This window comes from Providencia sp. (assembly GCF_052096715.1).
GTDB lineage: Bacteria > Pseudomonadota > Gammaproteobacteria > Enterobacterales > Enterobacteriaceae > Providencia.
Window position 1 is genome coordinate 65,133 of sequence record NZ_JBQDNB010000004.1, and the last position, 23,803, is coordinate 88,935.

General features: G+C 40.7%; 30 protein-coding genes. 1 reads left to right on the forward strand and 29 read right to left on the reverse strand.

Annotated elements, in window-relative coordinates; all coding sequences use genetic code 11:
- Window positions 1-4 precede the first annotated feature (4 nt).
- The 25 genes from ACTH6U_RS04745 to ACTH6U_RS04865 all read right to left on the reverse strand — a co-directional run bounded on the left by ACTH6U_RS04745 (window position 5) and on the right by ACTH6U_RS04865 (window position 20,239).
- Entirely contained in the window at window positions 5-601 is a 597-nt protein-coding gene (locus ACTH6U_RS04745; RefSeq protein ID WP_287468743.1) for a YmfQ family protein, read from the reverse strand.
- A complete protein-coding gene (locus ACTH6U_RS04750) occupies window positions 598-1,737 on the reverse strand; it encodes a baseplate J/gp47 family protein (RefSeq protein ID WP_441831677.1) in 1,140 nt (379 codons plus the stop codon). Before ACTH6U_RS04750 ends, ACTH6U_RS04745 begins: the two co-directional genes overlap by 4 nt.
- 2 nt (window positions 1,738-1,739) lie before the next feature.
- Window positions 1,740-2,171: a phage GP46 family protein gene (locus ACTH6U_RS04755; protein WP_441831678.1), complete on the reverse strand. Its 432-nt coding sequence runs from the start codon at window positions 2,169-2,171 to the stop codon at window positions 1,740-1,742.
- The gene (locus ACTH6U_RS04760) at window positions 2,171-2,755 is read right to left on the reverse strand and encodes a phage baseplate assembly protein domain-containing protein (protein ID WP_441831679.1); all 585 of its coding nucleotides are present in this window, start codon (window positions 2,753-2,755) and stop codon (window positions 2,171-2,173) included. The genes ACTH6U_RS04755 and ACTH6U_RS04760 overlap by 1 nt, the downstream gene beginning before the upstream one ends.
- 2 nt (window positions 2,756-2,757) lie before the next feature.
- On the reverse strand, window positions 2,758-3,822 hold the full coding sequence (locus ACTH6U_RS04765) for a phage baseplate assembly protein (RefSeq protein ID WP_441831680.1): 1,065 nt from the start codon (window positions 3,820-3,822) through the stop codon (window positions 2,758-2,760).
- Entirely contained in the window at window positions 3,819-5,222 is a 1,404-nt protein-coding gene (locus ACTH6U_RS04770; protein ID WP_441831681.1) for a DNA circularization protein, read from the reverse strand. The genes ACTH6U_RS04765 and ACTH6U_RS04770 overlap by 4 nt, the downstream gene beginning before the upstream one ends.
- A 65-nt stretch (window positions 5,223-5,287) precedes the next feature.
- The gene (locus tag ACTH6U_RS04775) at window positions 5,288-5,800 is read right to left on the reverse strand and encodes a hypothetical protein (RefSeq protein WP_441831682.1); all 513 of its coding nucleotides are present in this window, start codon (window positions 5,798-5,800) and stop codon (window positions 5,288-5,290) included.
- Window positions 5,801-5,820: 20 nt separating this feature from the next.
- Window positions 5,821-6,471 carry a DUF4431 domain-containing protein gene (locus ACTH6U_RS04780; protein WP_441831683.1) on the reverse strand — a complete coding sequence of 217 codons (651 nt, stop codon included), beginning with the start codon at window positions 6,469-6,471 and terminating at the stop codon, window positions 5,821-5,823.
- A gap of 9 nt (window positions 6,472-6,480) precedes the next feature.
- On the reverse strand, window positions 6,481-8,388 hold the full coding sequence (locus ACTH6U_RS04785) for a hypothetical protein (RefSeq protein ID WP_441831684.1): 1,908 nt from the start codon (window positions 8,386-8,388) through the stop codon (window positions 6,481-6,483).
- A 116-nt stretch (window positions 8,389-8,504) separates the two neighbouring features.
- Window positions 8,505-8,795, reverse strand: a complete 291-nt coding sequence (locus ACTH6U_RS04790) for a phage tail assembly protein (protein ID WP_441831685.1) — start codon at window positions 8,793-8,795, stop codon at window positions 8,505-8,507.
- Window positions 8,796-8,810: 15 nt separating this feature from the next.
- A complete protein-coding gene (locus ACTH6U_RS04795; RefSeq protein ID WP_441831686.1) occupies window positions 8,811-9,179 on the reverse strand; it encodes a phage tail tube protein in 369 nt (122 codons plus the stop codon).
- Between the two features lie 9 nt (window positions 9,180-9,188).
- On the reverse strand, window positions 9,189-10,679 hold the full coding sequence (locus ACTH6U_RS04800; protein WP_441831687.1) for a phage tail sheath subtilisin-like domain-containing protein: 1,491 nt from the start codon (window positions 10,677-10,679) through the stop codon (window positions 9,189-9,191).
- Window positions 10,676-10,840: a DUF2635 domain-containing protein gene (locus ACTH6U_RS04805; protein ID WP_441831688.1), complete on the reverse strand. Its 165-nt coding sequence runs from the start codon at window positions 10,838-10,840 to the stop codon at window positions 10,676-10,678. Before ACTH6U_RS04805 ends, ACTH6U_RS04800 begins: the two co-directional genes overlap by 4 nt.
- Before the next feature lie 12 nt (window positions 10,841-10,852).
- The gene (locus tag ACTH6U_RS04810; RefSeq protein WP_441831689.1) at window positions 10,853-11,392 is read right to left on the reverse strand and encodes an ATP-binding protein; all 540 of its coding nucleotides are present in this window, start codon (window positions 11,390-11,392) and stop codon (window positions 10,853-10,855) included.
- Entirely contained in the window at window positions 11,392-11,718 is a 327-nt protein-coding gene (locus ACTH6U_RS04815) for a head-tail joining protein (protein ID WP_441831690.1), read from the reverse strand. Before ACTH6U_RS04815 ends, ACTH6U_RS04810 begins: the two co-directional genes overlap by 1 nt.
- Window positions 11,708-12,109 carry a hypothetical protein gene (locus tag ACTH6U_RS04820; protein WP_441831691.1) on the reverse strand — a complete coding sequence of 134 codons (402 nt, stop codon included), beginning with the start codon at window positions 12,107-12,109 and terminating at the stop codon, window positions 11,708-11,710. Before ACTH6U_RS04820 ends, ACTH6U_RS04815 begins: the two co-directional genes overlap by 11 nt.
- A 10-nt stretch (window positions 12,110-12,119) precedes the next feature.
- A complete protein-coding gene (locus ACTH6U_RS04825; protein WP_441831692.1) occupies window positions 12,120-13,166 on the reverse strand; it encodes a major capsid protein in 1,047 nt (348 codons plus the stop codon).
- A 72-nt stretch (window positions 13,167-13,238) separates the two neighbouring features.
- The gene (locus ACTH6U_RS04830; protein ID WP_441831693.1) at window positions 13,239-13,631 is read right to left on the reverse strand and encodes a head decoration protein; all 393 of its coding nucleotides are present in this window, start codon (window positions 13,629-13,631) and stop codon (window positions 13,239-13,241) included.
- Entirely contained in the window at window positions 13,631-14,221 is a 591-nt protein-coding gene (locus ACTH6U_RS04835) for a hypothetical protein (protein WP_441831694.1), read from the reverse strand. The genes ACTH6U_RS04830 and ACTH6U_RS04835 overlap by 1 nt, the downstream gene beginning before the upstream one ends.
- Window position 14,222: 1 nt before the next feature.
- Window positions 14,223-15,086: a S49 family peptidase gene (locus ACTH6U_RS04840; RefSeq protein ID WP_441831695.1), complete on the reverse strand. Its 864-nt coding sequence runs from the start codon at window positions 15,084-15,086 to the stop codon at window positions 14,223-14,225.
- On the reverse strand, window positions 15,083-16,738 hold the full coding sequence (locus tag ACTH6U_RS04845) for a phage portal protein (RefSeq protein WP_441831696.1): 1,656 nt from the start codon (window positions 16,736-16,738) through the stop codon (window positions 15,083-15,085). Before ACTH6U_RS04845 ends, ACTH6U_RS04840 begins: the two co-directional genes overlap by 4 nt.
- Entirely contained in the window at window positions 16,738-16,989 is a 252-nt protein-coding gene (gene gpW, locus ACTH6U_RS04850) for a gpW family head-tail joining protein (protein WP_096864638.1), read from the reverse strand. Before gpW ends, ACTH6U_RS04845 begins: the two co-directional genes overlap by 1 nt.
- 9 nt (window positions 16,990-16,998) lie before the next feature.
- Window positions 16,999-18,963, reverse strand: a complete 1,965-nt coding sequence (locus tag ACTH6U_RS04855) for a phage terminase large subunit family protein (RefSeq protein WP_441831791.1) — start codon at window positions 18,961-18,963, stop codon at window positions 16,999-17,001.
- The gene (locus ACTH6U_RS04860; protein WP_441831697.1) at window positions 18,947-19,531 is read right to left on the reverse strand and encodes an RNA polymerase subunit sigma-70; all 585 of its coding nucleotides are present in this window, start codon (window positions 19,529-19,531) and stop codon (window positions 18,947-18,949) included. The genes ACTH6U_RS04855 and ACTH6U_RS04860 overlap by 17 nt, the downstream gene beginning before the upstream one ends.
- 270 nt (window positions 19,532-19,801) lie before the next feature.
- Window positions 19,802-20,239: a hypothetical protein gene (locus ACTH6U_RS04865; protein WP_441831698.1), complete on the reverse strand. Its 438-nt coding sequence runs from the start codon at window positions 20,237-20,239 to the stop codon at window positions 19,802-19,804.
- 146 nt (window positions 20,240-20,385) lie between these two features.
- On the opposite strand from ACTH6U_RS04865, the gene ACTH6U_RS04870 reads away from it, so the two are divergent.
- Complete coding sequence (locus ACTH6U_RS04870; RefSeq protein WP_349423974.1) at window positions 20,386-20,895, forward strand: hypothetical protein; 510 nt, start codon at window positions 20,386-20,388, stop codon at window positions 20,893-20,895.
- Between the two features lie 144 nt (window positions 20,896-21,039).
- Here the strand turns inward: ACTH6U_RS04870 and ACTH6U_RS04875 are convergent, their stop codons facing one another.
- The 4 genes from ACTH6U_RS04875 to ACTH6U_RS04890 all read right to left on the reverse strand — a co-directional run bounded on the left by ACTH6U_RS04875 (window position 21,040) and on the right by ACTH6U_RS04890 (window position 23,741).
- Window positions 21,040-21,684: a hypothetical protein gene (locus ACTH6U_RS04875; RefSeq protein WP_441831699.1), complete on the reverse strand. Its 645-nt coding sequence runs from the start codon at window positions 21,682-21,684 to the stop codon at window positions 21,040-21,042.
- A 135-nt stretch (window positions 21,685-21,819) separates the two neighbouring features.
- On the reverse strand, window positions 21,820-22,377 hold the full coding sequence (locus tag ACTH6U_RS04880; protein WP_441831700.1) for a hypothetical protein: 558 nt from the start codon (window positions 22,375-22,377) through the stop codon (window positions 21,820-21,822).
- 10 nt (window positions 22,378-22,387) lie between these two features.
- Entirely contained in the window at window positions 22,388-22,726 is a 339-nt protein-coding gene (locus ACTH6U_RS04885) for an STAS-like domain-containing protein (protein ID WP_441831701.1), read from the reverse strand.
- A 31-nt stretch (window positions 22,727-22,757) separates the two neighbouring features.
- The gene (locus ACTH6U_RS04890) at window positions 22,758-23,741 is read right to left on the reverse strand and encodes a hypothetical protein (protein WP_441831702.1); all 984 of its coding nucleotides are present in this window, start codon (window positions 23,739-23,741) and stop codon (window positions 22,758-22,760) included.
- Window positions 23,742-23,803: the final 62 nt, after the last annotated feature.

A 23,803-nucleotide genomic window follows, 5' to 3' on the forward strand; every position in this document is an offset into this window, starting at 1 on the left:
GAAATTATTGGAGGTAGCTAACTTGTAAGATGGTGTGTGGTGGTGATAATAAATTAAATTTACACTCTAAATAACGATTGCCCCATGAACGTAATGGATCCCCACAATAGCTCACGCCAGATAATGCGTAACTGATTGCTGTATCGCCAGCATTAACACGCCAAACAAAAGGCCAATCTTCACCATTTAACGGATCACCACAGACAGATAATCCACATCGTGCAGGCCTAAATTCAGTGATTGTAATGGTGTAACCCAATTCAGCTGCATAATTGATAAAATACGCTTTTGATTGCCCACCAGTGCTGACTAATTTAGAAACTACCGCCCCTTGTCGTTTAGGTAAACTGTCCATTTCACCGATGGCACAATCATCAGGCAAACCTAATGTTTTTTCCCACTCTGGTAACATCACTGTTGCTGTTTTTGGAAACGCACCACTCAAAAGTTGAATCGCATCGAGATCAGAACTTTGATAACTACGTGCAAGACCTCTAAGCACAGCATGCATCACTGAGTTAGGTTTCCAGTTCCATGCCAACCCCTGTGGCGCTAAGCTGATTAATGCCTTCGTATAATCTTCAATCGTATAGGGGATCATTGATATACAATCTCCCCTCTAACGGGTATCTCACCAATACCTAACTCTATTTCTGCACTCGGTGAAACAAGCCGATAACCTACCAGTCCTAATGCAGCAAAAATAGCACGGTCAATATCAGCAGGATTAATGATATTCACGTCTGCAGGATTACTTTTTTCATAGAAGAAACCATCAATAGCCCCTTCAAGTTTTCGCTTTGTTTCCTGATCAATATGAGAAAGACCACTGAAAACAAAATTAATTTTCTTTGCTATGGGTGAACATACCCAAACGAGCGCAGTAACTGATTGTAGATCATAAAGATAGTCAGCAACGCGCAGCTGGTCGCCTGTTGCATGGATTTGATACACTTCTTTGGTTGCTGGTCCATCTGTACCGATAGGAAAACCATCATTAGTATTAGCATCACACATAATGTAAATACCAACTGATCCAGCGCCCAATAATCGACGCCTCACCCATGCACGAGTGACGCCGGGGACTTCTTTTGCCCAACCAATATAGTCAGCCGAATTCCCCCCTTGTGACGGATTTTGATAAGCTTCTAAAATACGGCTCCGGAACGCTTCTTCAGGTTCAATATCCGCGCCCCCAACAATTGGATCTATTGCTAGGAACTCAGCAGAAATACCAACAATACTGATATCTAACGTTAACTGCGTTCCTGATGGGCTATTACCAAGTGAACCACCCCCTTCAGGGTTTTTGTTGATATCAGGCAAAATAGCAATTAAAGAAACTATTGATTCACCTGGTGCATTGATTGTTGCTTCTGCTGTAGTTTGATATTGGTAACCATCACCTCGATTAAGCTTGCTGCCTTTAGGTATCATCGTTCCTGATATGCCAGTAGCCTTAACTGATTGGCACTGAGCACGCTGAGGTGCTTTGCGGAAAATACGTTTTAGTGCTCCCCACCCGGCAAGCCATTCACCTGTTGCCGTAAAAGGTGTGGTTTGTTTGGCAATATAATCCAAGTAGCCATAGTGCATATGCGACATACCAGCATCCATATCTGCCAATATCCGCATATTAGAAAATCGAAGTAATGCACCGGGCTCTTTTAATTCAGATCGTAAAAATTGTTCATTCTGCTCTCTTAACTCTGAGAGTGTTTTTCGTTTAAAGGGCATTCTTACGCCTCCCAGACCCAAAAGAACCGTAGATCACTTTCATCACCAGGGCGGTGATAACGAATAATCATGTTTAAGCGATTGGGGTAAACTATTTGAGTCCCCACCTCGATATAAGATACTACGCCATCGTCAATTAACCATTTCAATGACTCACGGGCGTAATCCTCTGCTTTTCTCGCGACTTCAACCGTCAATTTTTGGCGATGTAACAACCAAAGGCGTGAACCGATACTGTAATTTTCGTTAACATCACCCCACCAGCCGCGACGATAACTTTCATCTACGTTATCGTCCGCTCTTGCTAATCCATCGGTAAACAAACTAATAATAATCGCGGTTTGTAAATCATCACCCGCCAATAAATCGCCTGAACCTTGTAACCAATCAGCTTTATTAGCATCGACTTGCCACCAACTTGAAATATCTGACATTAGACTTTCTCCTTGATAGTTTCGCTGGTGATGTTGCTGCCACCCGATTGGACATTTTTGACGTCATGATTATGTGTGTTATAGCTGTCTCTCAGTGCTTTTAACGTCGATTTATTATCTTCACAATTATCGATAATATCCCCCGTCACCTTTAATATCGGGGTATTCAGGAGCACTTCAGTAGTCGCATTCACAGTAACTTTGTTGGCATTATTAATCGTGACATCCTTGTTTTTAGCTTCAATGACAATGCCTTCCTCTGTCATTAAAATATGTAACCCCCACTGGTTATAAAGCACACTTTCACCTGATTTGAGGTTTTGGTGCCTTGACGATGGATGGTTACTGGCAAAAATAATGGCATTTGAGCGATTACCATTTAGGTAAGCAATTAAAACATCTGATCCTGCTGGCAACGATGAAGAAAAACCAAAATCGGTATAACGAATAGTGCCGTCTCTGACCTCCATATTATTGTGATACTGCACTTTTTGAGAGTTTCCAGTATCTTCAGATAAGGTTGTTTTACCAAAGCCAATCATCATTGCGATCCGCGTTTTGATATCTCTTAATATCTGATTCATCATCACATCCTGATTGTTTGATAGAACTCATATGGCTCTACAATGAATGCTTCTGGCGGCATTAGTGTTAAAATAGCTTTGGTACCATCACTACCCAGAATAAAAACGACTTCAGATAACAACCACTGTTTATCTTCAAGGCCAAAGATTGGAATATTGATAGGAATTAACGTATTGGGCTGCCAAAGTTGGCTATCTTTATCTCTCCAACTATCAATGACGACACGCAATTCTTTAGATCGCCCATAGCGACGATTCATTTCCCAATTAATGGCTTCTTGCTCTCGCCTTGCGGTGATTAAATTACTCTCAACAATCGTAATATAATTTCGGTACCGCATTTTATCGGCTTCGGGATCATTGGCTCTGGCATTCTCAACAGAAGAATAGTCACCACTCATTGGGGATATAGATAAAGACACGCCAATATATTCTGAATATCGACTAGACATCGAATCTGAATAATTTGCCTCCTCGATATTTTGCCCTTGAGAAATACCACTCGCTGCAACTTCGGTTCCAGCTCGAGATAAAAATAAACTCCCATCAGGGAGTTCATAATAAAGTAATGCAGACCAACGGCATGTTCGCTCGATAACTTGTTGAGAGGACTCCCCCCAATTAAGCGTAAACTGTGGAATGTTCTGGAATTGGCTTTCGGGAATATCACTGATAACATCAATGTCATACCAACCGGCCAGTTTTTTAGCTATCTGTAACGCATTGGATTGACTAATGACGTTATTTTCCCAATTAGCCGAACAGTCGACTAAGTCTTGGCATTTACCACGCCCAGAAACCCTAATTTGATGCTGAGTTTTATTAATAGCTGGGTTCCAACTATCGATATACCCAGTAACCACCTTATCCTCACCGATCATCAGCTCACACGAATCACCTGCATTCACCAATTGTTTTTCATCTGTGGCTGGATAATAATCCATCAGTGATAACTCAAAGTCGCTGGGGAAGCGTTCAATACCGCGCGTAATTCGTATACTGTCCCAACCCATTATGCGTTTACCGTTAATCAGCAAAGAAACATCATCGCTATTTTTTTCACTCATTTTTTTAGGGCCTTAAATTGAGCCGGCATAAATGCAGGGTGGCGAGGTTCTACTTCCATGACTAATTCATCACTACGACTCGCATCCTGGTATAACCGATTTGATATATGTAGAACACTTAACGTTGATGGTAATGAATATTGTGTTAATCGCCCTTTCTCTGACCCTTTATGGATATATTGCGTGACAACTGCACCACGCATTTCATGTACCAGCTGATAGACCTCATCCATAGCAAGATCACCAACCAGAGTTAATGCTTCATCAATAACTAAGCAAACGTCACGTTGCTGGCTAGCCGCTTCATTACTACTGCTCGGTAATGTTTGCGTCGAAAGAGTAGCAACCGCTGCTGCAGTGACAACAGACAAATACGTGACGGTTAATTGGGTGACGCGAATGCTTTGTGGATTTTCTTGATGATTGGGATATTCAAATTTTGATAATTGAGATAACAACAACATACGACGTTCAATACTACTGGCCATCTCCATGATTTGCAGGATAGCATCTTGAATACTTTGACAAAATTGCTCAGGATCCGTTGCCGTTAATACTAAATTTAACTGTAATTCAATTTTTTCTCGGTCAATAGTTACAGCGGTTAACTGTCTATCAATCAATGCGTTATCATCAAGAGATAAATCAGTCATCACTCTTTTACCTGTCGCGCCAGAAACCGAGCCGCCTAATGACCCTGTTTGATAACGCCCATACTGCTCAGATCCGAATACACTTCCTAGCGAATCGCTGAGGTTTGTTGCTTCATTCACTGTTTTTGTTGCCATCATCACCCAAAAACTAGCCGTATTTTTGATAGTTTCGATGGTTTGCGTGATAGTTCGCATTTCGCCTTTAACGAGGGCGATATATTTTGCTGCTGTGGTTGTCGCTGTTTTTAACCAATTTTTAGAAGTGAGTAGACCTGTATTTTCGGCTTCAGTAATAGCAAAAACTTTTAAACCCGATTCAATAACCACCAGCTCAAATTCAAATACTCGACCATTTTCAGCATTTTCATTAATACGAAGCCCACTCTCAGTAATATTAACCGTTAGCTCACCTAGTGTTGGATGAATTAACGTGCCTGTTTTACCTTCTTCACAAGCTGCAATTAAATTATCACGCTGGGTAAATACATCAGGTGCGTCATAAACTAGGCTATCTTGAATTAAAAAGCCTTTTATCGTAATTCGTCGGGTGCTACGGCCTAAATCCTCTACCCAAGCCTGATCCCGATAAGGATATTCATGTACTGCAACACGACGACCAAAAACACCTTCACCAGACATTACACCAAAGGGAACGCCACGAAACGAAGCTTGTCGTAAATGTTCAGCCCATGACCATGAGCTATCCTCTCCCAATAAAGAAGATAATGCGTTTTTAATAAATGCCATGGAGACTCCAAAAATGAAAAAAGCCGCAAAGGCGGCTATTGAATACATTACATGAATTAAAAACTCTATTGAGTTAGTTTTTTTATCTCTATTTTAATTCTCGATGAATCAGATTTATTCAACCCATCTGTTATGTTATATATTATATCATTCATTATAATATCTATTTTATCCATAGATATTTTATTATTTTTTGCTTCATTTATTAATGTGTTACAAAGAACCAAAAAACCAGACAGCCGATTTTCGTCTAATTTCCCATTTTTAAAAAAATCATATGACCGATAATTATTTATATTGCTAATCACTGTCGATTTAAAACCAATATCTTTTATTTCATTGATATCGTTTTTTTCTATTATTTCTTTTATGTTATCTGATTTCCTACCATTGGTAATAAAAATAATTCCGTATAAAATAACAAAGCAGCAAACTATAATTTTATTTTGTTGTGAAAACAGAAGGGGCAAATTGTTAACTTTTCCTAGTTCGTTAACGTAAACTGCTGTATCCATAAGAAACGAAAATCCAAGAAATATAACACCCGTAATAACTAATATATAACCTATTGTTTTCATTTTTATCCTCAGTCCTGTATTTATTTTGCAGGCTCAATATTTTCTACCAAGCACATCACAGGTGTAAAATGATGCCCTGTATGCGCATGATATAAATTACAAGTTACCAGTGCTTTAGTATTCATATTTTTTTCAAAATAACGCCACTGACTTTTATCGGTCATAGCAAGTTGCATTACCGCGACGCCCCATTCACCCGGCTCATCTGATTCCGCTTCATCTGGTGTTTTCGATGAAACAGATATAATGTCATCCGTCCTTATTGAAGGGAAGCCGCCTGATTCTCTTTTTAAGGTTCCTTGAATTTTAGCTGAGGATCCATAGTAAAAATTAGTACCCGATACATCCTGTTCATCTATTGGTTGGTTGGCAGCAACATTCCTATAAATAATTGTCGAGCGATGATACCAATCAAGTAAACATTCTTTTGTATCACAATTTTTAACACGGAGATCCCAATTTTTTTTAGCCAGTTTTTTGAATTCATCACTATTTCCAGTGACTAATTTCGCTTGTAAATAATCAACGTATAACTCATCGTCCGCTTTTGATAACTCAGGTGTATTACATATTAACTTTTCCACATCACTATGGGCTTTATTACAATCAAAACTTGCAGCATATGCAATCGATGGAACTAAAAGCACTACAGATAAAAATAATTTAGTCATTTAAATTCTCTATGGTGTTTCCATGGGTACAGTGATTCTACCATTTGATTTAGGTGTTAAATACTGTGTTGTTTTTTTATCTCCACTAATCACAGTAATTTCTAGCTTAGAGTTTTGTTGCAATGCTTCTGACAAAGCACTGGTTATCATATCAACCACTTGCGTCGCTTGATTATTCGTATTAATTGATGGCGTTTCTTGTACCCGTTGGTCAGCCTTTTGTTGCTCTTCACGTACAGCGATTGCGTCTCGTTGCTCCATCACTCGATCAGGTTTTCTCAACCCTTTCCAGCGGTCATCCATAATAGAATCCATAATACCTTCCATTATCTGATCGTAACTGTAAGGTTGTTCGATATTTTCGACTTTAATCATATGAGGCATGATTTTGCCTAATACGTCTGGATCATGCATATCTAGTTTTTCATAGGGGCCAAATCCTGTACCTTTTGAAACCCTATCAATGTAACCTTGCGTATTATTTCCTGATTTTGAAGGGGCGTATTTTCGCATAAGATCATCAATGGTATTAAACCCATTTTCTGCATCTAGCATTAATTGCCGTGACATAGCTGCAATACCATCCCGAGGGTTAGCAAATTGAGCATAATAGTGATTATTTCCATAATCTCGACCCGTAGTATTTGGAGCTGCAATTAGGTTCCCGGGGTTATTATTTCTCAATCCACGACGATTAGGGTTATATTTTTCATCTTGTACAAAATTATCAGGGATCTTATCACCTATATTAATTTTTGGAGTATTTTTACGTTCCTCTGCTTGCTGTTTTTGTCGCTCCCATTCTTTACCATATCTACTTTCTATGTTTTTGTATTGAGCACTGGTCGGATCGTGGGCGATAAGCCGAGTTTTATCATAAAAACCTAAAGAATTTTTGTAGTCTTCATCTTTGAGTGCTCTCGCAATAAGATCTTTACGTTTGTCGCCATGGTAGAAATTATCGGGTGTATCATTGGCTCGATCTTCAACTTCTTTAATTCTATTTACAGCCTTATCGACATTTCCGAAATCAGGAACTTTCATTAACATGCTGTCATTGTATAAAAAATCAAAAATGCCTGTTTCCAGTTTATTTCCGGCACCTTCAAATTCAGCACCGAGATCTTTGATTTTTGTATTGAGTTTATCCATGCGTTCAGCATGTTCATCTTTAACAGTTAGGCCGATTTTATCCGAACGCACCATACGTTCATTTAATTTACCTTTTCCCTCTTTTAACAATGCAATTAATTCAGGGGGTAATTTCAATTTATCTCGCAATTCCCAATTTCGACTATCAGGTAACTCTTGAATTGCAGTTTCTAAGCTTTCCAGTGTTTTGGTGATATTGACGCTACCATCTTTGTTCCTAGATAACTCAGCTCCAATACCTTTTATGGAAGCTAATAGCTCACCGTCTTGCCCCTTATTCGCTTGGCTTAATTTCTCATAATAGCTTTCCATAATGCCCCGAGCATCATCCTTGCTAGCACCTTTTTGAACCAAAGTACCAGATAAACGTGTGCTTTCCTCTACAGACATTCCCATATTTTTGGCTGAAGTCATGACTTTAGTGCCATTTTCAGCAGCTTCTGTAGCGTATTTATATCCCCCTGATACAAGTGCGCCAATACCACCAGCTTTCATTAAGCCACCAGCTATGGCTCCAAAGTTTTTCAACGGAGGGATCATGTCGCCAATACTTTGAGCACCAGATTTAGCTCCATCTGTAATAGCTCTTATTTTGTCTCCAATATTACCAAGACCTGACAATGAATCATCACCACCTAACCTAAGTCCTTCCCTTGCTTGTGATAGAACAGGTGTAAGTTGTGATAATTGTGCTTCTATATTAGCAATTTCACTGCTAGCTTTATCATCTGCAATTAATTCAAAATCAAAAGTATTGGACGCCATAATCTATTCCCGTTTATTTATTCTTGTTGCATTATCAAGCCACCAAGTCAGCCGACTACGAGTTAGAGACCACGCTTCATGTGGTCCCCATCGATAAAAATAAGTCAGATCCGCAGCTAATTGCTGCCACTCATAGAGGACTCGAACTCCAAAAAATAGGTTAAATAGTCCTTACATTGTACAAAATCAGTAATCGACATTTTTTTGATTTCGGTCTCAGGTACCTGACTCACCAACGAAATTAATAAACGCATTGCAGGTAATGAACTAGCTGACTGAGCCTGACGCTCATAAAACTGCTCTACTTGAATTAAAACCGGCTCTTTAAGATGAATTTTCTCATAACGCTCTTTTTTATCGTTTGATTCTATTGCCGTACTTAAATTGATAACTTTAGTCTTTTCCACAATATAAACTCCTAATTAGTTTTCTGTAACAGAGCGGCCTTCCCAGCGCACTTCAAATTCAGCGTCTTCACTTTTTACTTCCTGTGCGTTTACTGACCATAAACCTTGACCGATGATTGTTTTTCCGTTGGCTAACTCAGCAACAATATTCACATCAGTTTGATCATTAAAATCAGCCACAGTTGTACCGCCAGAATCACGGACGCGCATGGAGATAAAACCCGGTGTTGGTTTTTCTTTGTATCCATGCACATAGTCCATACCCGATAGAGTTTCACGCTTTACTTTCGATGGACTATAGGTGAAGTCACCCACCACCATAATTGAAATACCATTGACGGTAACGTATGCCGTACCTGCCAAACGGTTAGTTGTATTTGACATAATTTACCCTTAAATGGATGGCTGTAGGCGGAACTGATTAAGTAGTGCAAAGACACGAAGCTGATTAATCAATGTGCCTGTCCAGAGAACATCGAGACGGTTAGGATTTTGGCTATTACGTTCAACAAGAAGCCCTTTAATAAAAGCGTCAGAGTCCTGCACATAGCCGTTATATTCTAATGATTTGTATTGCGCGATAAGCTCAGCACGAATAATGTTCGGTGTAACAATCGCTGAACCAGGCGCAAAACGGGTACCATCATTGGCTAGTTTCATGCGCCCAAACTTACTGGTGATCTGAGTTCGCATAAAGCGAGAAACAAACATCAATAAATACAACGTTTCCACCTGCAGGTAACTATCGTCATTATCACCATAGGCATTTTTTTGATATGTCGTGATGATGTTTTCCACTCGCACGGTACCATCATCATCAACAGTGAACGTTGATACACCGCTATAGAGCAAATTGTTACGTTCAATCAAACTAAGTTGCTGAGTTGAGTCAGGAGCCAATACACCACTAATTGGCAATGTTTGTAATGGACGCCCCGGATCATTACGTAAACTTTGAGCAATAGCGCCTACATAAGCGGCAGTCCAAAGATAAAGTGGTGACGGTGACTTAGGTACACCCAATAATGAACCATGCTGGTCATTACGCTTTTCACCAAAATCCGCTAACTGGCCATACGTTCCTGTTATTGCGCTAAAGCTGTGTCCATATAGCTGCTGATCCCAAGACCAACGCCCACCATTATCAGAAAGAAACTCTTTAATCGCATCGAGTGATGCTGTATCACTGTATGGATTCGCCATAAAATCAAAGCTACGATCATTAAGATTAGCTAGGCCATCCAATAAATCAGGCGCTCCACTACCGCCCTTCATATCAGTAATAACAAGTTCTAAACCTGATGGAGTAGATTCGCCCCCCATTAAGCCACGATAATTCAACTGAATATCAATACCGTTGCCTAGTACGCCCTTATTTTTAGCCGTTAAAGTTAAAATATCGGCTTCCGCTTTTGCTGTAACAGGTAACTCTGAGTTTCGGTTAATCACATTCAGTAATGCTGTGGCAACCATTTGAGTGGTATCAGTGGCAACAACCGTAACTTGAACTCGAATACCGGCAATGTAGAGTGATATCACGCCTGTCGCATTCGCCGGGCTATTCACTTTAACCGTCCCCGTTGCAACAGTCATAGACTCAGTATCAGCATGAGGTAACGCCCAAACTTCACCAGCAATATCATTATTGAAATAGGCTTTCATCATGCCATGCAAAACTGAGCCACTGCCAAAACGCTCAGCGGCTTGAGAAGCTGAAGAAATACGCTCAGGGATAGCATTTTGTGCCGCTGCCCCCGTTAACATTTGTCCGATAATCAATGAACGCTGCGTTGCTGTTGCGCTATTAGCCATTGAATTGTCAAACTCAACATAAAACAACGGCGCACGGAGATTATTCGGGACACGAGAAAATGGAACTGTCATGCTTTTTTCTCCTTGGATTTTTGTGTGGCCAACTCAACATCACCATCATTAAGCCGCGCACGCCAATAAACATTATTTGGGACTTCTTGCCCACTTTCAGGCAAAGGGGAACCCTTGACCGGGCAGCGCACGCTGCGGCCATTAATCGGTTTTACAAACATAAAGACTCCTGCTTAGGTCAGGTCAATTTTGATGTGATGCTCGGGCGTGCCATCGGGTTGCTGAACATTGATATCGATACCCGTTAACGGATCAGCGTCAATAGGATAAAACTCTTCGGGGCCTTGGTAATATTCGATATCTAAATCCATCAATAATTGTGCAAGATGGCCTTCACCACCTGCACTGATATCGATTTGAGACCGAATTTCAAGGAACTGCTGAATTTGACGCGTCAACTCATAACTATTAATGACGGCACGCTCAATTTCTTCCCGTAACGCTTCCAATGCAAGTTCGGCTTTCATTGCGCCATCGAGGTCATCACCATCAAACTCCTCGAGCCGCCCAGTTATACGTACTGTCGTGACGGTATTGAATTGCGGTACATTACGGCCCAGTGACTTTTTGTGATCAAACGGTGTTTGAACGATAATACAGGGATAATCCGCATTCACTGTTGACCAATCCATAGGGGAATAAACACGGTTTTCTGCGGCTGTTCTCCCTTTTAAGGCGTTAACAACTAACTCGCGGATCTGCGCTGCATTCATCATGCCACCTTATTTAAGATTAAATGTGTTCCACCATGACTATCTGGCTGAACGTCCCCAACCACGAACAAGGTGCTCACGCTGTAAATAAACACCTTGTCACCTTTTGAGGGTGTGGTTTTGAATATGGCATCACGTACGCCTAAAATCGGGCGAGTTGTATTAATTCCGCTTTCACCATCGAGGGACTCATAGTTTTGGGCGTAAGCTCTATCAAATATTCCCTCAATATCATAATGTTCCTCGTCTTTAGGCCTCCAATGCACCTTTTCGGCGAAAACATGATGAAGTGGATTTAATAGATGCTTATCCCAATCAATCCCCATTGATAGTTACCGTCCCAGATGGATTGGCTTGAACCAACTTTTCACGTACAGAAGCCAATGACATAACAACACCGAGATCCACTAGTCGATTAGCGTCACTCTCATCCAATTCAATTTGTTGGCTTTCAGTGTAGAGAATGCCGTTATGCTGAACTGAACGCCCTTTTACGACGACATAAGCATTATCAGTATCATCGTTGTTCTCAGGCTCAGGCTCAGGCTCAGGCTCAGGCTCAGGCTCAGGCTCAGGCTCAGGCTCAACCAGTGGTTTATCATTCAGCTCATCAGGTTGAAAAGGTTTTTTTTGCACATTAGCATCGACTTGTAACTCAGGGGGTAATCCCCCCAAGCCATCAATTTTATCCTGCTGCTCTTGGGGTTTCTTTGCCATAAATCCTCCGTTAGACTACCGTTGCACACAATGCCGCATTCACACGGCTAGGAATAACCAGCGGTGAAGATTGCATCATTAAGAAACGCTGAGCAGGGTCATTCTCTAGCCATGATTTTGGTGCAAATGCCAGTGGGCCATAGTTAAACGCAGGGTCAATAATTGCCCCAAATGCACGAGTTCCCATTAAATCAGCCCCAGACATAATCACTGAGCCATCTGGGATCATTGGTTTTTCAACGTTATCAATCGGGTCAATATACCAATCGTTGTATAACCACAGATCATAGTTGCCCCAACGTCCTTTATACACCGCACCTTTTTGAACTTCTGTGCCAGCATTAATTTGGTTACCAAACGGACTTAATGCTGAGAAAGTAATCGCAGTGTCTTTAATCGTCGTATCTAAACGAAATGCTTTCCATGATTTAGTCGTAAAGACGATATCAGTAGCGGTAGCCCCTGAGTTTTTTAAAATACGTTGCCCCCAATCTTCTATATCGTCAGAAGGTTGGGTATTGGTTTTCCCTGCATCGACTTTTACTGGCCATTTATCGACACCACTTAATGTAATTGTCAACTCAGAGGCGCGACCAAAATTAACTACTTTGGTATCGTAACCTTCACCAGCTACCGTCACAGTGCCCGAGACTAACGCGCTGGAAGCCATCCACTCTAAGCGGCGGTTGATCATGTCGATTTGGTCAATCATTTCGAGCTGGAGATTTAACTCTGCGCGTTCAGCAGCCGTGTACTGCCCTCCAATACGTTCACCAATTTGACGACGAATCGGTTTACGCAAATCAGGAGCTCGCTTGTCTTTAATGTAGGCAGGTTTAAAACTGTTGGTTTGGAATTTACGAGACTCAACAAGCTTACCTTCCACCAACGGAGAAACAAACGGTGCCATACGACGTAAGCCTACATCAACATCAATAGAGACTTCTTCCGTGTCAGACTCAACCATATTGGGAAAGAATTTATCTAACAACCAGTTTTGGCTGGTCATTAGGTTTGGCACGACTTGCACTAAAACATTCGTATCGAAAATATTCATACTGTTTCTCATTTAAAAGACGTCAAAAGCCCTACTATTGCTAGCATTTAACGTCTAAGTGAATTAAGGGAATTAAGCTTGTACGCTATCGCGGAGGAAAATAGAGAATTGACGCAGTTCGTCAGCAAGTTCAGGGACAGTCCAAGTCGCATCATAAGTGGTTTTATGGTGATTAAACTCACCCATTAGATACACACCTGTAGACGCTGACCCATTTGTTGTATCAACATCATTGACCAAAATAGCGCAAGGAATTTCACTGCCGTCTGTTGCATCTTTTTTGCAAATGACATATTCGCGAGTATCTTTAATTTTACCCAAAATAGTGCCACGAACTAGAATACCTGCTTTTGCGACCATTACAGTATCCGTGACAACTTGTAACGGACCTGAAATCAACTGGTCTGGATTAAACATCGCTTGGCGCATGCCCGGCTGGAATGGGTTTTGTGAAATCTGATCCATTACTTACCTCCTTTATGTCGGTTATAGAGACTTGTCATTCGTTGAGCTACAGCCTCCGCTGAGCCTTTCGGAGCAACTTGTGTATCTTGCCCTAAACGTACTTGTTCTTCTTCTCGCATACGGGCATCAAGAGAACGACCGTTGCTTTGCGGTGCTGTAGCGCTACCCATCGCTTTTAATGTGCTAATGGCTTCACTTGCAGAAAGAGAGGTGTTGAAGGCTAAATGTGCAGCCATGTCAGGGCGACCAGCAGCAGCTTTACTACCAAAAATCTGCGCACAACGCTTCTGTTCCGCACGACGACCTTTTTTCACATCCTTATTGTCATCATCATCCTCTGCCTCTTCATCTTCTTCGGCGTCAGGATCCTCTTCATCATCATCCGCTTTTTTGCTTTTAGCTTTTTTAGCCTTGCGACCTTTTTCTTCATCATTCTGTTCTTCAGATTCAGGATCATCATTTTCAGCGTTTTCTTCTTCTTCATCGTCATCTTCTGCACGACGACCTTTCGCTTTGCGTGTTTTTTCATCATCTTCTTCGGTGGCTTTAGCCTTGCGACCAATAAGATGAGCAAAGGTAAATTTAGACATATTATTTAACTCCAGAAACTTTCATCAGTTCGTGAAATGCGACATCGGGACTCGCAACAACATCAGCAAGCCCCATCTGTACGCCCTCATCAGCCAAAAAGCAGGCTGCTTGTGTATTGCGGATTATCTTTTCAGATAGTCCACGATTACGGGAAACAGTGCTCACAAATAGACGCCCCATTTCATCAACATCGTGCTGAATAGCGGCTTTCGCTTCATCAGTAAGTGATACATACGGATTGCTTTCTGCTTTACGATCGCCATAGGTAATGATGGAAACCTTTAATCCATCTTCTTTAATACGTTGTGACCAATCACAATGAATAACAATCACCCCAACTGAGCCGACGCCACCTGTACGCGGTACATAAATTTTATCGGCTGCGCTGGCAATCGCATAAGCAGCTGAATACGCATTTTCCGAGAGAATGGCATAAATCGGTTTTTTACCCCGTAATTCATAAATCAAATCAACAAGATCAAAACACCCTGCCACTTCTCCACCAGGAGAGTCGATATCGAGACAAATACCTTTGACTTCTGGGTCATGAATGGCTGACAAAAACACTTGCCGTATGCCGTCATAACCTGTCATGCCACTATAAGGCCGTAAGGAACCTAATTTTTGTACTAGTGTTCCCTGCACAGGTATCAACGCGATCCCCTCTAAAACGTCATACCCACTGTCAGCCTTTTTTTTACGCGAAAAACGGTCATCATCGTAATAATCATCCTCCATCATAGAGCTACGAATTTGCGTAATACCAAATCGTTCCATAACGGCACTTATCACGACTTCTGCTTTTTGCGGATGAATGGCCAAAGGAGTATTAAATAGCTTTTGTGCTAAGTGGGGTAAATTCACTTGGCCTCCTGTTTGTTTGTCGGGTTATCTGGAGCAAACTCTTCTGCCTGCGCCCAGCCCGGTAGCGGTATACCCAATTCTTTAAATCGCTGAATTTCATAGTTACGCTGGTCAACAAGCTCTTCCCAGTCCTCCCCCATATTTTCAGCCACTTCCATTTCCAGTGTTGAGAAACCGGCTTCCATGCTGAGAATGGCCCCTTTTTTCTCTGCGACTGGGTCAACCCATCCACGTCCTGGTCCCATCCATCTAGCACGGCAATAGGCCGCGGACGCTTCCATAAAATTAGGCGCGCCTGAAGGTAAAGGCACATCCTCAACATCATGAATTTCTTCCGAGAATGCGACAGCGATCGGCTGAGCAAAACCGCTAGAAAACTCATCACGACGACGAGTTAACGTTTTCCAAGCCTCCAACATTGCAGCACGAGCCGATGAATAGTTAACATCTGACCAATCCTGTGTTATTTGCTGTGCTGACAATCCAGTTGCGGACGAAACATTTCGAAGTACTGCGCTTTCAAAACCAGCAAAGTTACTTGTCGGCCGTGCAGCATCTAATGTGACGATTTTTTCATTTGGGAATAAGTGTGGGATCCGTGCACCTGTTTGTAAGTTAAGACGTTTGTCTTGATAGTACTCTGTACGTTGAGTTTGATAGGCGCTGAGTTCTTCACCATCACCAAAACCTGTATCACCAAGGGCAGATTGCACCATTTGAGCATCGTATGGAGACTCGATATAAGCACCGAAAACAGCATTCAAGATCGCTGCCTCTAACTCTGACTCATCATATTTAATCAACATTTTTAATTTTTGAACGATGGGCGCTAGAATGCCGATCCCTCTATGCTGCGCGCCACGTTCCATATCAAAATCATGAACTACAACAGGACGCCCCCAAGAGGTTTCCCGAGATACCCGTTTCCAAGTCATGGTTTTTTCACCTGACCACCAGTCCCCCATGTGCGCTTCACGAATATGATAAGCAATCGGCGCACCATCATTATCGATTTCTACACCACCACGAATATTCGACATATCAAAGTTTTGCTGCGGATTACTGAGACGGTCTGGATCAATGATTTGTACCGTTGTTGCATAGCGCGCTTTCCCGAGCCCTAATCTATCAGGTCGGTATTGAAGAATAGCTAAAGCATCACCGTCTAACAGCTTGTGTCGAAAACCTAAACGCAGCATTTGCGAGACCGTCTGTTTTCGTTCTACATCACAATAACGTCCTTTATCATTCGCCCATGATCGCCAGTGTGCAGTGATAAAACGGCTATACTCCGCTGCCCAAGTTGCATCAAATGACTTATTACCCGTCAGTAACCGCAACATCCTGTAATCGGGTTTAAATACAGGCCGGTAACAAGCACCTACCGCATTATCGAGTACTCGGGTAATCGCACCAGCGGCCCAACCGTCATTTCGAGCAAGATCACGCATCCGTGAAACAATGCGGTCACGGTAAATATTGATTTCATTATCAGGTGACCACAGTGCCGGCTGCCAATTTGCTAACTGGTCACTGTAAGAATCAGCAGCATCATAGGGTACACGACCACTTCCTGATAATGCGTTAAATTTTAATTTGGCATTCGATGGTGGTAACGGCTCACCATTTAAACCGAGAATTTTTACACTCATCAGTATCTCACCCTAATTGGTCGCCTGCGTGATATGCCTAGCATTGCCTGTATCGTTTGGATCAGTGCTAATAAATCACCAAGGCTTGTTTGCTGATAAGACACGGAGCGCGTCCCATCACCTTGCGTATAAGAAAATGAAACACCTTTTGCACCTGTGGATAAATCAATATAGGCTTGCTGCGCTTGGTTGAGTGCCTGTTTTAACTGCTCTTGGCTCATGCCTGTTAGCAGCGTTTTGATTTGTGACATTGGCACTCCTTATGGCAATAATTGAGATATCCGCTTACGTTTAGGTTTATCTTCCACATCTTCAGGAATGAACGCCCCCGGCAAACGGAAATTGATTTTAGTTTCTGGTTTTTCTGATGGCGAAATTAAACGCTCGGGGTTAATTGCAATATTGTCAGCAAGTGCATTTAACTTCAGACCCATGTAATTCAAACCGCATAAAGCTGCATAGCTATACACTCGGCAGTCCAACGCTTCATTCGCTCGACCCGGTATTGCTTCCCAGATTCGATAACGTTGACCGCCAGCCACTTTGACTATCGACCGTTTCGCAAGTAATTGGCTGAAATAATGCAAATCACGATCAATCGGGAAATGCATATAAGCCGGTGATGGTTCACCTGCTGCCGGTGGTTCCAGATGAAGGCGACCACGCACGTTATCTTTAGCTGCATTCACACCAATGATCACAGGTTTAAATCCAGCTTTAGATCTTGATGTAATACGTTTCGTTGGCCAGATGGGAGAGCGCTTACCACCCCTTGCTGACTCCCCTTTTATCGCCCAGATCCGACGACCTAAACGCGCTTTACAGAAGTCATAAACCGCCTGTGTATGGTGACCACCGGAGTCCATACAAGCTGCCATGATGGTAAACCCGCGACCATCAGCGCGCCGCCAAATTTGTTTCAGGTATGCATCGAGGCGCTCCCACGGCTCTGGCGTTTCTAAATCCCCTTCAATGACATCATGAGCAATAGACCAGCTTTCTTCACTGCGTCCCCAACCGACAATTTCAATTTCAAAGCGATCATCTTGGGTATCGATACCTGCAGTTAGAACTGCAACACCATCAGGCACTTCCGCCGCCCAAACCTCACAGCGCTCAAGTAATTTTTTCTCACTTAATGCTTTTTCGCCCCTATCTTCATAAGGCTCACCCAACACAAGGTTAATAAATGTTTGCCGCATCAAGGGATCATCCTTAACGCGCAGCCACTCTTTCACAAGATTAGGCCATGACGCATTAGGGAATAAGCTATAAGCCGCCCAAATATGGAAACCTGCATGCCCCGTAAATGGCTTTTCCGCTCGCCACTCACCATTTTTAATCATCAAGGCTTTATCGTTATCATGAATAACACAGCCATTATGACGGCAGACATAGTAAGCGGTTTTAGGTAACCCATTGCCTTCACTGTCTTTATCCCACTTCATGCCATAAGGCGTATCAGGGCCACCCCATTCTAAAATCTGATATTCACCACAATGAGGACATGGCACCCAATAACGACGCTGATCACTTTCACCATAAGCCTTTTCAATACGGCTAACGTTTTTCACGGTTGGTGTTGAACCCAGTACAATCTTCCGATTCCAGAATGTTTCTGAACGTTTAGTACCCAATGCGATTTGGTCACCCTCTGCACCAGCACCACCAAAGGGATAACCGTCGACCTCATCAAATAAAATAATCCGACAGGTAATACGACGAAAACCGCCCGGTGAGTTTGCACCCACTAGCGTTAAATTGGCTCCGTTTGAGAATTGTTTTTTGAGGATAGTTTGACCGCTATCTTTGGCTTTGGCTTCCCCTGCAATCGCCTTTAACACAGGCGTATCACGTAGCATGGGGGCAATTTCACCCTTACTATAATCTTCCGCATCCTCAACCCGAGGCTGAACCACTAAAATAGGCGAGGGATCATGAGAAAGGTAATAGCCAACAACATGGTCTAGAATTTTGGTATAGCCCACTCGTGCTGATTTCATCACAGAAACCTGTGTGACGGTGGGGTCAGTGATAGCATCCATCATGCCATCTTGGTATTTAAAGGAACGAAAGCGACCTGTTTGCGCGGCATTTTCACGCGACAATACAGCGTATTTATTCGCCCACTCGCTTAATGATAAAGGTTCTGGAGGTCTGACATCAGCACGTTTCTGAACCAGTGCACGGGTGAATTGTTGCCATGCATTATCCCCCCTGTTCACTGTGGTCAAGGCTTAATTCCTCCATCGCCTCATGGATAATATCTTGCAATGCCGTGACAAATTCAGCGTCGCTAGATGTGGTCGCCAATGACCGCAAGCGAGGACCATGTTCTGGAGCAATAGCGATAAGCCGTGTCCGCATTGCGTGATATTCCTCACCGACTTTATTTATCATGTCTTGCCACGGCAAAACCAAGCCTGATTTTTCTTCATATTCCAACTTAGCGAGTTCAGCAAAATAATGCTCTTTAATAGCGCGTGACTCTTCTAAATTACGAACGTCAACCTCGCCAGAAACGAGCCCAGCTAAAACAGACTCTGCTTGTTGTTGAAAGTCTGACTTTTCTTTTGCTGCTTTTTTTTCAGGGACTTCTTTAGTTTTTCTTGTCGCATTTTTAGTACGAGGATCTTTACTGTCTCGATACTGTTTTAAATTCTTATCACTTGCCCCAACATCAATTTCGTCTCCGGCCATCACGATATATTGCCCACTCTTCATCCAGCGTGAGATCGTCTTACGATTCACGCCAGTATGTTTGGCATAATCAGAAATATTCATCGTGGACATGGGACATTTTCCGCTAGTGATGGGACATTGGGACACATGGGACATTGCGTGGGACATGTCCCACATTTGATGGGACACAAACCCCAATGATTTTTAACGTAACTTTTTGAAAGTAAAATAAAATGCTTCATCCCACATCATGGGACATGGGACACAAATTCAAAATTTTGTAGCTAGACGCAGAACACGGCGCGCAATGCCCGTGAAATAGAAAAGCGCTAGGAAGGACCCAAAAAAATCTATATAGATCCACTCTACATATAATACTGTTCATCGCCTTTTCTTTTTTTTATATTTTGTTTTTTTCCCAATTGTCTTGGTAGTTTCATTATTTAGATTTTCTATCTGTCCATGTACTGTTGTAGATGCATTTAACATCACAATAAGAATGGCCATACCAAATACAATAGGGAAAAATATAGAATTATTCTTGGTCTCAAAAACACTAAAAGCAACACCAATATAGGAAAGATTTATAACTCCAATACAAAAAAACAGCGCTATATATATATTATAAATAGCTTTAGTTCCTAAACTGACCTTAACTTTGGCCTTATATCTTTCTTTTTTCGCTTTAATAGCAGCAATGCATGCTACAAATGAAAAAAATGACCATGTTAAATAATTAGCAGACTTGTCAAAAAGCGGTCTCAACTCATCAACTAAATACATTTTTATATCAACTAAATAGCCATATAAATCTATCATTACATCGTTATCCTTTGTAAATTTTAATTACTTTATTTACTTAGAATAACGATTTTTTCGTTATTATTAAATATGATACTCTTCACTGCCACATCAAATTAATCTTTTATTGGCGTTAAACCACTACAACATTGAGAAATTAAAAAATGAGTAAATTTGATAGAGAGTTGCAATTCATCATTCTTAATGCTGCTATAGATGCTTATCCATACCCAACAACTATTGCAAACTTCTCTGATTACGTAACAGATCAAATAGATACTGAAACAGAATATAAATTCAGAGTTAATATTGCGTACCTCCTTGAGCATGGTGTTATCGATATAGGATTGCCTAGACGAATTACATCACTATCCATTTTCGATATCTTAGAATCTATTATAGCTACAAAAAAAGGTATTGATTTCATGGAGAATGATGGCGGATTAAGTGCAATCCTTAATGTAACAACAATAAAATTCCACCATGATGCGATTCAAGAAATTGCTAATTTGATAGAGAAAACAGTGCAAGATCCTGAAGATAAGCAGAAGTTTCTAACTCAGCTAAAACAGCTTCCTTACGAGACCACAAAACACATCTCACTTGAGTTGGTAAGCAAGGGATTAACTCAGATTCCTGACGTAGTTCGGTGGCTAGGAACATATTTGAGTTAATCTTCATTCGAGAAAACTTTACCCATCCTAAAGATACTGATAAGTCTAACCAAAATTCATTTTTATCTGTATCACATTCTAATGTCAGTGTTTTATTACACATAATCATTGCTTTTATGTTCACTGATTCCTCCCATATAAAAATTATTTAGCCGAACGCATTGCTTCTCCAAGCGCTCGGTTTATTTCCTCTGGTAATAAAGCCTGTGCCATTCGCTGTGCTCTATCTTGATATCCAAGTACAGGCAGAACAGGTAAAGCATCACCAAATCGAATAAGTAACTTAGGTGCTGGCTGCTTTTGTCTATCTCGACGAGTGCCATTAGGTGAGCGTTTTAATCGTTTTTTGCCCTTACGGCCTTTCTTAGATTTTTTACGCTGAAACACGCCATTGACACCATTCAACTCACCAATGAAAGTATTATCTTTAGCTTTCAGGCTACTTAACTTATTTCTGGGTAAGTTACCGTATTTGTTCAACTTGATGTTCTTAGGGTTAAGCAGTGCAGAGCCATTTAGCTTATGAACACCACCATCCTCAAATGGTGTTAAGTATTCAGCTGCGATATTCATCACAAACACTTTAGCCCGTAGATCACTTTTACGTGCTCCACGACTTTTAATACTCTTAACAGTGAAAGGTGTTGGGCTTTCTAAATTACGTTGTAATGCAACCTTTTGTGCATTCTCTATTTTACGTGCGGTACTAGTCATTGCTTGTGCTGTAGCAAAAGGAATTTGCTTACGGATGGTACTAAGTTGATTAGCTAAATCAATTAAATTAGCCATAATATTACCGTTGAAAAATCATTTTATGTATGTGCTAAAATAGCCAGCATTCATACTAAAATACTATTCTAGCGTTGAGAAACAACAACCTTAATTCAAGCCAAAAGCTATTCCCCCAACAAAATATACAGATAACTATTTGTATATATCATCCACCTCCTTTTCTAATTTTTTACTATAATTTGATATAAGTGATGCGAGAGAGAGAAAAATACTTCCTGGAGGAATGATTTTATAAACTCGTTCATATTGCTTATACAGATCTATTTGCATTTGAGCGCTAATACTAATTATTCCATTTAGTTTTGATTCTATTTCGGTATCACTTAATTTTCCTACAAGCATACTTTCACAATCAAGGGTAACAATATCATTAAATTCAGCTAGAGCTTCCGTTGATATACCCAAATCCCTGACAGATAATATCTCATTATATTTCAATAACTTAAGTATTTCCGATGAAATACACACTCGAAATAACGATAATTCGTTTTTTGTGATACTTCCTTTCTTTGCTGACCAAAAAGATAGCGCCGACTCATTGATTTTATTTATCATTTTAATTACCTCATCATTAATTGATTTGGTTTCCGTTCTACTTGAAATTTTTGTTGCATTCACATACACCATACTCCAAGTAAAAAACACCAAAATGATGCTTATAAGTGGTGCTAATTTAAATAAAATCTCCATTAAATAATTCTCACAGACCTTTGTTTTTTAATCTTAAATTTTCTGCTGTATTCAAATACTTACTTATTAGTACTTTGTACATGTTATTTGTAGTATCAATAGATAATCGATTATTTAACTCAGCTAGAGTAAAATTTTCATGTCTAATTAACCCACCGAAGGCCTCCTCTAAAAAAGATGAGCCTATAGCAACTTTAGCTCCATCTAAATAGACAACTATATTCTCATCATTTTTATTTAAAGCAGGCAACAACCAGTTTTTTCTGAATACTTCTCCACTGCTTGAACTATCACCTTCATACCGACCTAATGGAAATTTAGTAAAATCAACTAATTTAATCACAGCCATAATTAATCCCTTATTATCATAGTTAAATAGGCTACCTTCTTTCTGGTATAAGACACCACTCCACTATAGTTCCAGGTAAAAAACTTGTAGCTTTAGATAACGTTCCTGGAATACTACTAGTGACTTCATGACTCAAAACCCTTGGTTTATTATTTTGAATGGAATATTCATATTGTGAATACCCACTCAAAACTAGAAGCTGCTCAAATTTAACATCATGCATACTTTTTTCTTCAATTATTGGTCTTTTTATGTCTTCTGAACCATTTCCTCGACCTTGATCAATAAATCTAGAAAATCCTTCACAAAATGCTTCATTTAACATGTCAAATTCAGTCATTACCTTTTCAAGGTGACTAGACTTATAAGACTCTACAACACCACACCCAAGGTCACAAATAATAAAATATAATGCGTCTTGTTTTTGATCATACCATGAACATTGCCACCAACGAGAGCCTCCAAGATATACTTTTTTCCCCTGCCACCCCTCTAGCTCATAAGCGTGATGCCTAACATTGATCATTGCCTCACCTATAGCAGCAGTAAGTAAAGCAAACTGATTTTCATTCAATGGGTTGTCCATATTTTTTATCAAAAATTGCCTAGATGATACTAACTGCGTCTCAGGATCAACCGATGATTGAAAATACCTCTCCTCTATTGTTAATTTATCGAGTTCAGAAATAGAGTTTGCCAATAACGCTGAAGATAAACCCGTTGCAACTATAACCTTATGCCCATCGATATTTTTTGCTTTTTGAGGCCAAGTAAATCGTACGGCTTTAGGATCATTTAAACGTAGTTTTGCTTCACTTATTATTGCAAAAAACAGCAAAGAGGCTGCGGCTGTAGCCATCTTTACTTCAGATAAGTCAATATGTATTTTAAGCTTTTCATCACAGAGTTTAGTCTGGATATTCCCAAAAAAAACTAATGTTGCAAGTCTATGGTCAGGATTGTTAATGCATAAAGTTTCAGGTACTAACGACGTTGAAAATTGGTAAATAGACATTTTACTAATCCACTGATTTAACTACCATTCATTATAGTAAATAGATTATATATTACAATACA

Excerpts from the sequence above, each read along its gene's own strand:
- ACTH6U_RS04745 (WP_287468743.1), bottom strand. The coding sequence starts at position 601 with ATGATCCCCTATACGATTGAAGATTATACGAAGGCATTAATCAGCTTA.
- ACTH6U_RS04750 (WP_441831677.1), bottom strand. The coding sequence starts at position 1,737 with ATGCCCTTTAAACGAAAAACACTCTCAGAGTTAAGAGAGCAGAATGAA.
- ACTH6U_RS04755 (WP_441831678.1), bottom strand. The coding sequence starts at position 2,171 with ATGTCAGATATTTCAAGTTGGTGGCAAGTCGATGCTAATAAAGCTGAT.
- ACTH6U_RS04760 (WP_441831679.1), bottom strand. The coding sequence starts at position 2,755 with ATGAATCAGATATTAAGAGATATCAAAACGCGGATCGCAATGATGATT.
- ACTH6U_RS04765 (WP_441831680.1), bottom strand. The coding sequence starts at position 3,822 with ATGAGTGAAAAAAATAGCGATGATGTTTCTTTGCTGATTAACGGTAAA.
- ACTH6U_RS04770 (WP_441831681.1), bottom strand. The coding sequence starts at position 5,222 with ATGGCATTTATTAAAAACGCATTATCTTCTTTATTGGGAGAGGATAGC.
- ACTH6U_RS04775 (WP_441831682.1), bottom strand. The coding sequence starts at position 5,800 with ATGAAAACAATAGGTTATATATTAGTTATTACGGGTGTTATATTTCTT.
- ACTH6U_RS04780 (WP_441831683.1), bottom strand. The coding sequence starts at position 6,471 with ATGACTAAATTATTTTTATCTGTAGTGCTTTTAGTTCCATCGATTGCA.
- ACTH6U_RS04785 (WP_441831684.1), bottom strand. The coding sequence starts at position 8,388 with ATGGCGTCCAATACTTTTGATTTTGAATTAATTGCAGATGATAAAGCT.
- ACTH6U_RS04795 (WP_441831686.1), bottom strand. The coding sequence starts at position 9,179 with ATGTCAAATACAACTAACCGTTTGGCAGGTACGGCATACGTTACCGTC.
- ACTH6U_RS04800 (WP_441831687.1), bottom strand. The coding sequence starts at position 10,679 with ATGACAGTTCCATTTTCTCGTGTCCCGAATAATCTCCGTGCGCCGTTG.
- ACTH6U_RS04805 (WP_441831688.1), bottom strand. The coding sequence starts at position 10,840 with ATGTTTGTAAAACCGATTAATGGCCGCAGCGTGCGCTGCCCGGTCAAG.
- ACTH6U_RS04810 (WP_441831689.1), bottom strand. The coding sequence starts at position 11,392 with ATGAATGCAGCGCAGATCCGCGAGTTAGTTGTTAACGCCTTAAAAGGG.
- ACTH6U_RS04815 (WP_441831690.1), bottom strand. The coding sequence starts at position 11,718 with ATGGGGATTGATTGGGATAAGCATCTATTAAATCCACTTCATCATGTT.
- ACTH6U_RS04820 (WP_441831691.1), bottom strand. The coding sequence starts at position 12,109 with ATGGCAAAGAAACCCCAAGAGCAGCAGGATAAAATTGATGGCTTGGGG.
- ACTH6U_RS04825 (WP_441831692.1), bottom strand. The coding sequence starts at position 13,166 with ATGAATATTTTCGATACGAATGTTTTAGTGCAAGTCGTGCCAAACCTA.
- ACTH6U_RS04830 (WP_441831693.1), bottom strand. The coding sequence starts at position 13,631 with ATGGATCAGATTTCACAAAACCCATTCCAGCCGGGCATGCGCCAAGCG.
- ACTH6U_RS04835 (WP_441831694.1), bottom strand. The coding sequence starts at position 14,221 with ATGTCTAAATTTACCTTTGCTCATCTTATTGGTCGCAAGGCTAAAGCC.
- ACTH6U_RS04845 (WP_441831696.1), bottom strand. The coding sequence starts at position 16,738 with ATGAGTGTAAAAATTCTCGGTTTAAATGGTGAGCCGTTACCACCATCG.
- gpW (WP_096864638.1), bottom strand. The coding sequence starts at position 16,989 with ATGTCACAAATCAAAACGCTGCTAACAGGCATGAGCCAAGAGCAGTTA.
- ACTH6U_RS04860 (WP_441831697.1), bottom strand. The coding sequence starts at position 19,531 with ATGTCCACGATGAATATTTCTGATTATGCCAAACATACTGGCGTGAAT.
- ACTH6U_RS04865 (WP_441831698.1), bottom strand. The coding sequence starts at position 20,239 with ATGATAGATTTATATGGCTATTTAGTTGATATAAAAATGTATTTAGTT.
- ACTH6U_RS04870 (WP_349423974.1), top strand. The coding sequence starts at position 20,386 with ATGAGTAAATTTGATAGAGAGTTGCAATTCATCATTCTTAATGCTGCT.
- ACTH6U_RS04875 (WP_441831699.1), bottom strand. The coding sequence starts at position 21,684 with ATGGCTAATTTAATTGATTTAGCTAATCAACTTAGTACCATCCGTAAG.
- ACTH6U_RS04880 (WP_441831700.1), bottom strand. The coding sequence starts at position 22,377 with ATGGAGATTTTATTTAAATTAGCACCACTTATAAGCATCATTTTGGTG.
- ACTH6U_RS04885 (WP_441831701.1), bottom strand. The coding sequence starts at position 22,726 with ATGGCTGTGATTAAATTAGTTGATTTTACTAAATTTCCATTAGGTCGG.
- ACTH6U_RS04890 (WP_441831702.1), bottom strand. The coding sequence starts at position 23,741 with ATGTCTATTTACCAATTTTCAACGTCGTTAGTACCTGAAACTTTATGC.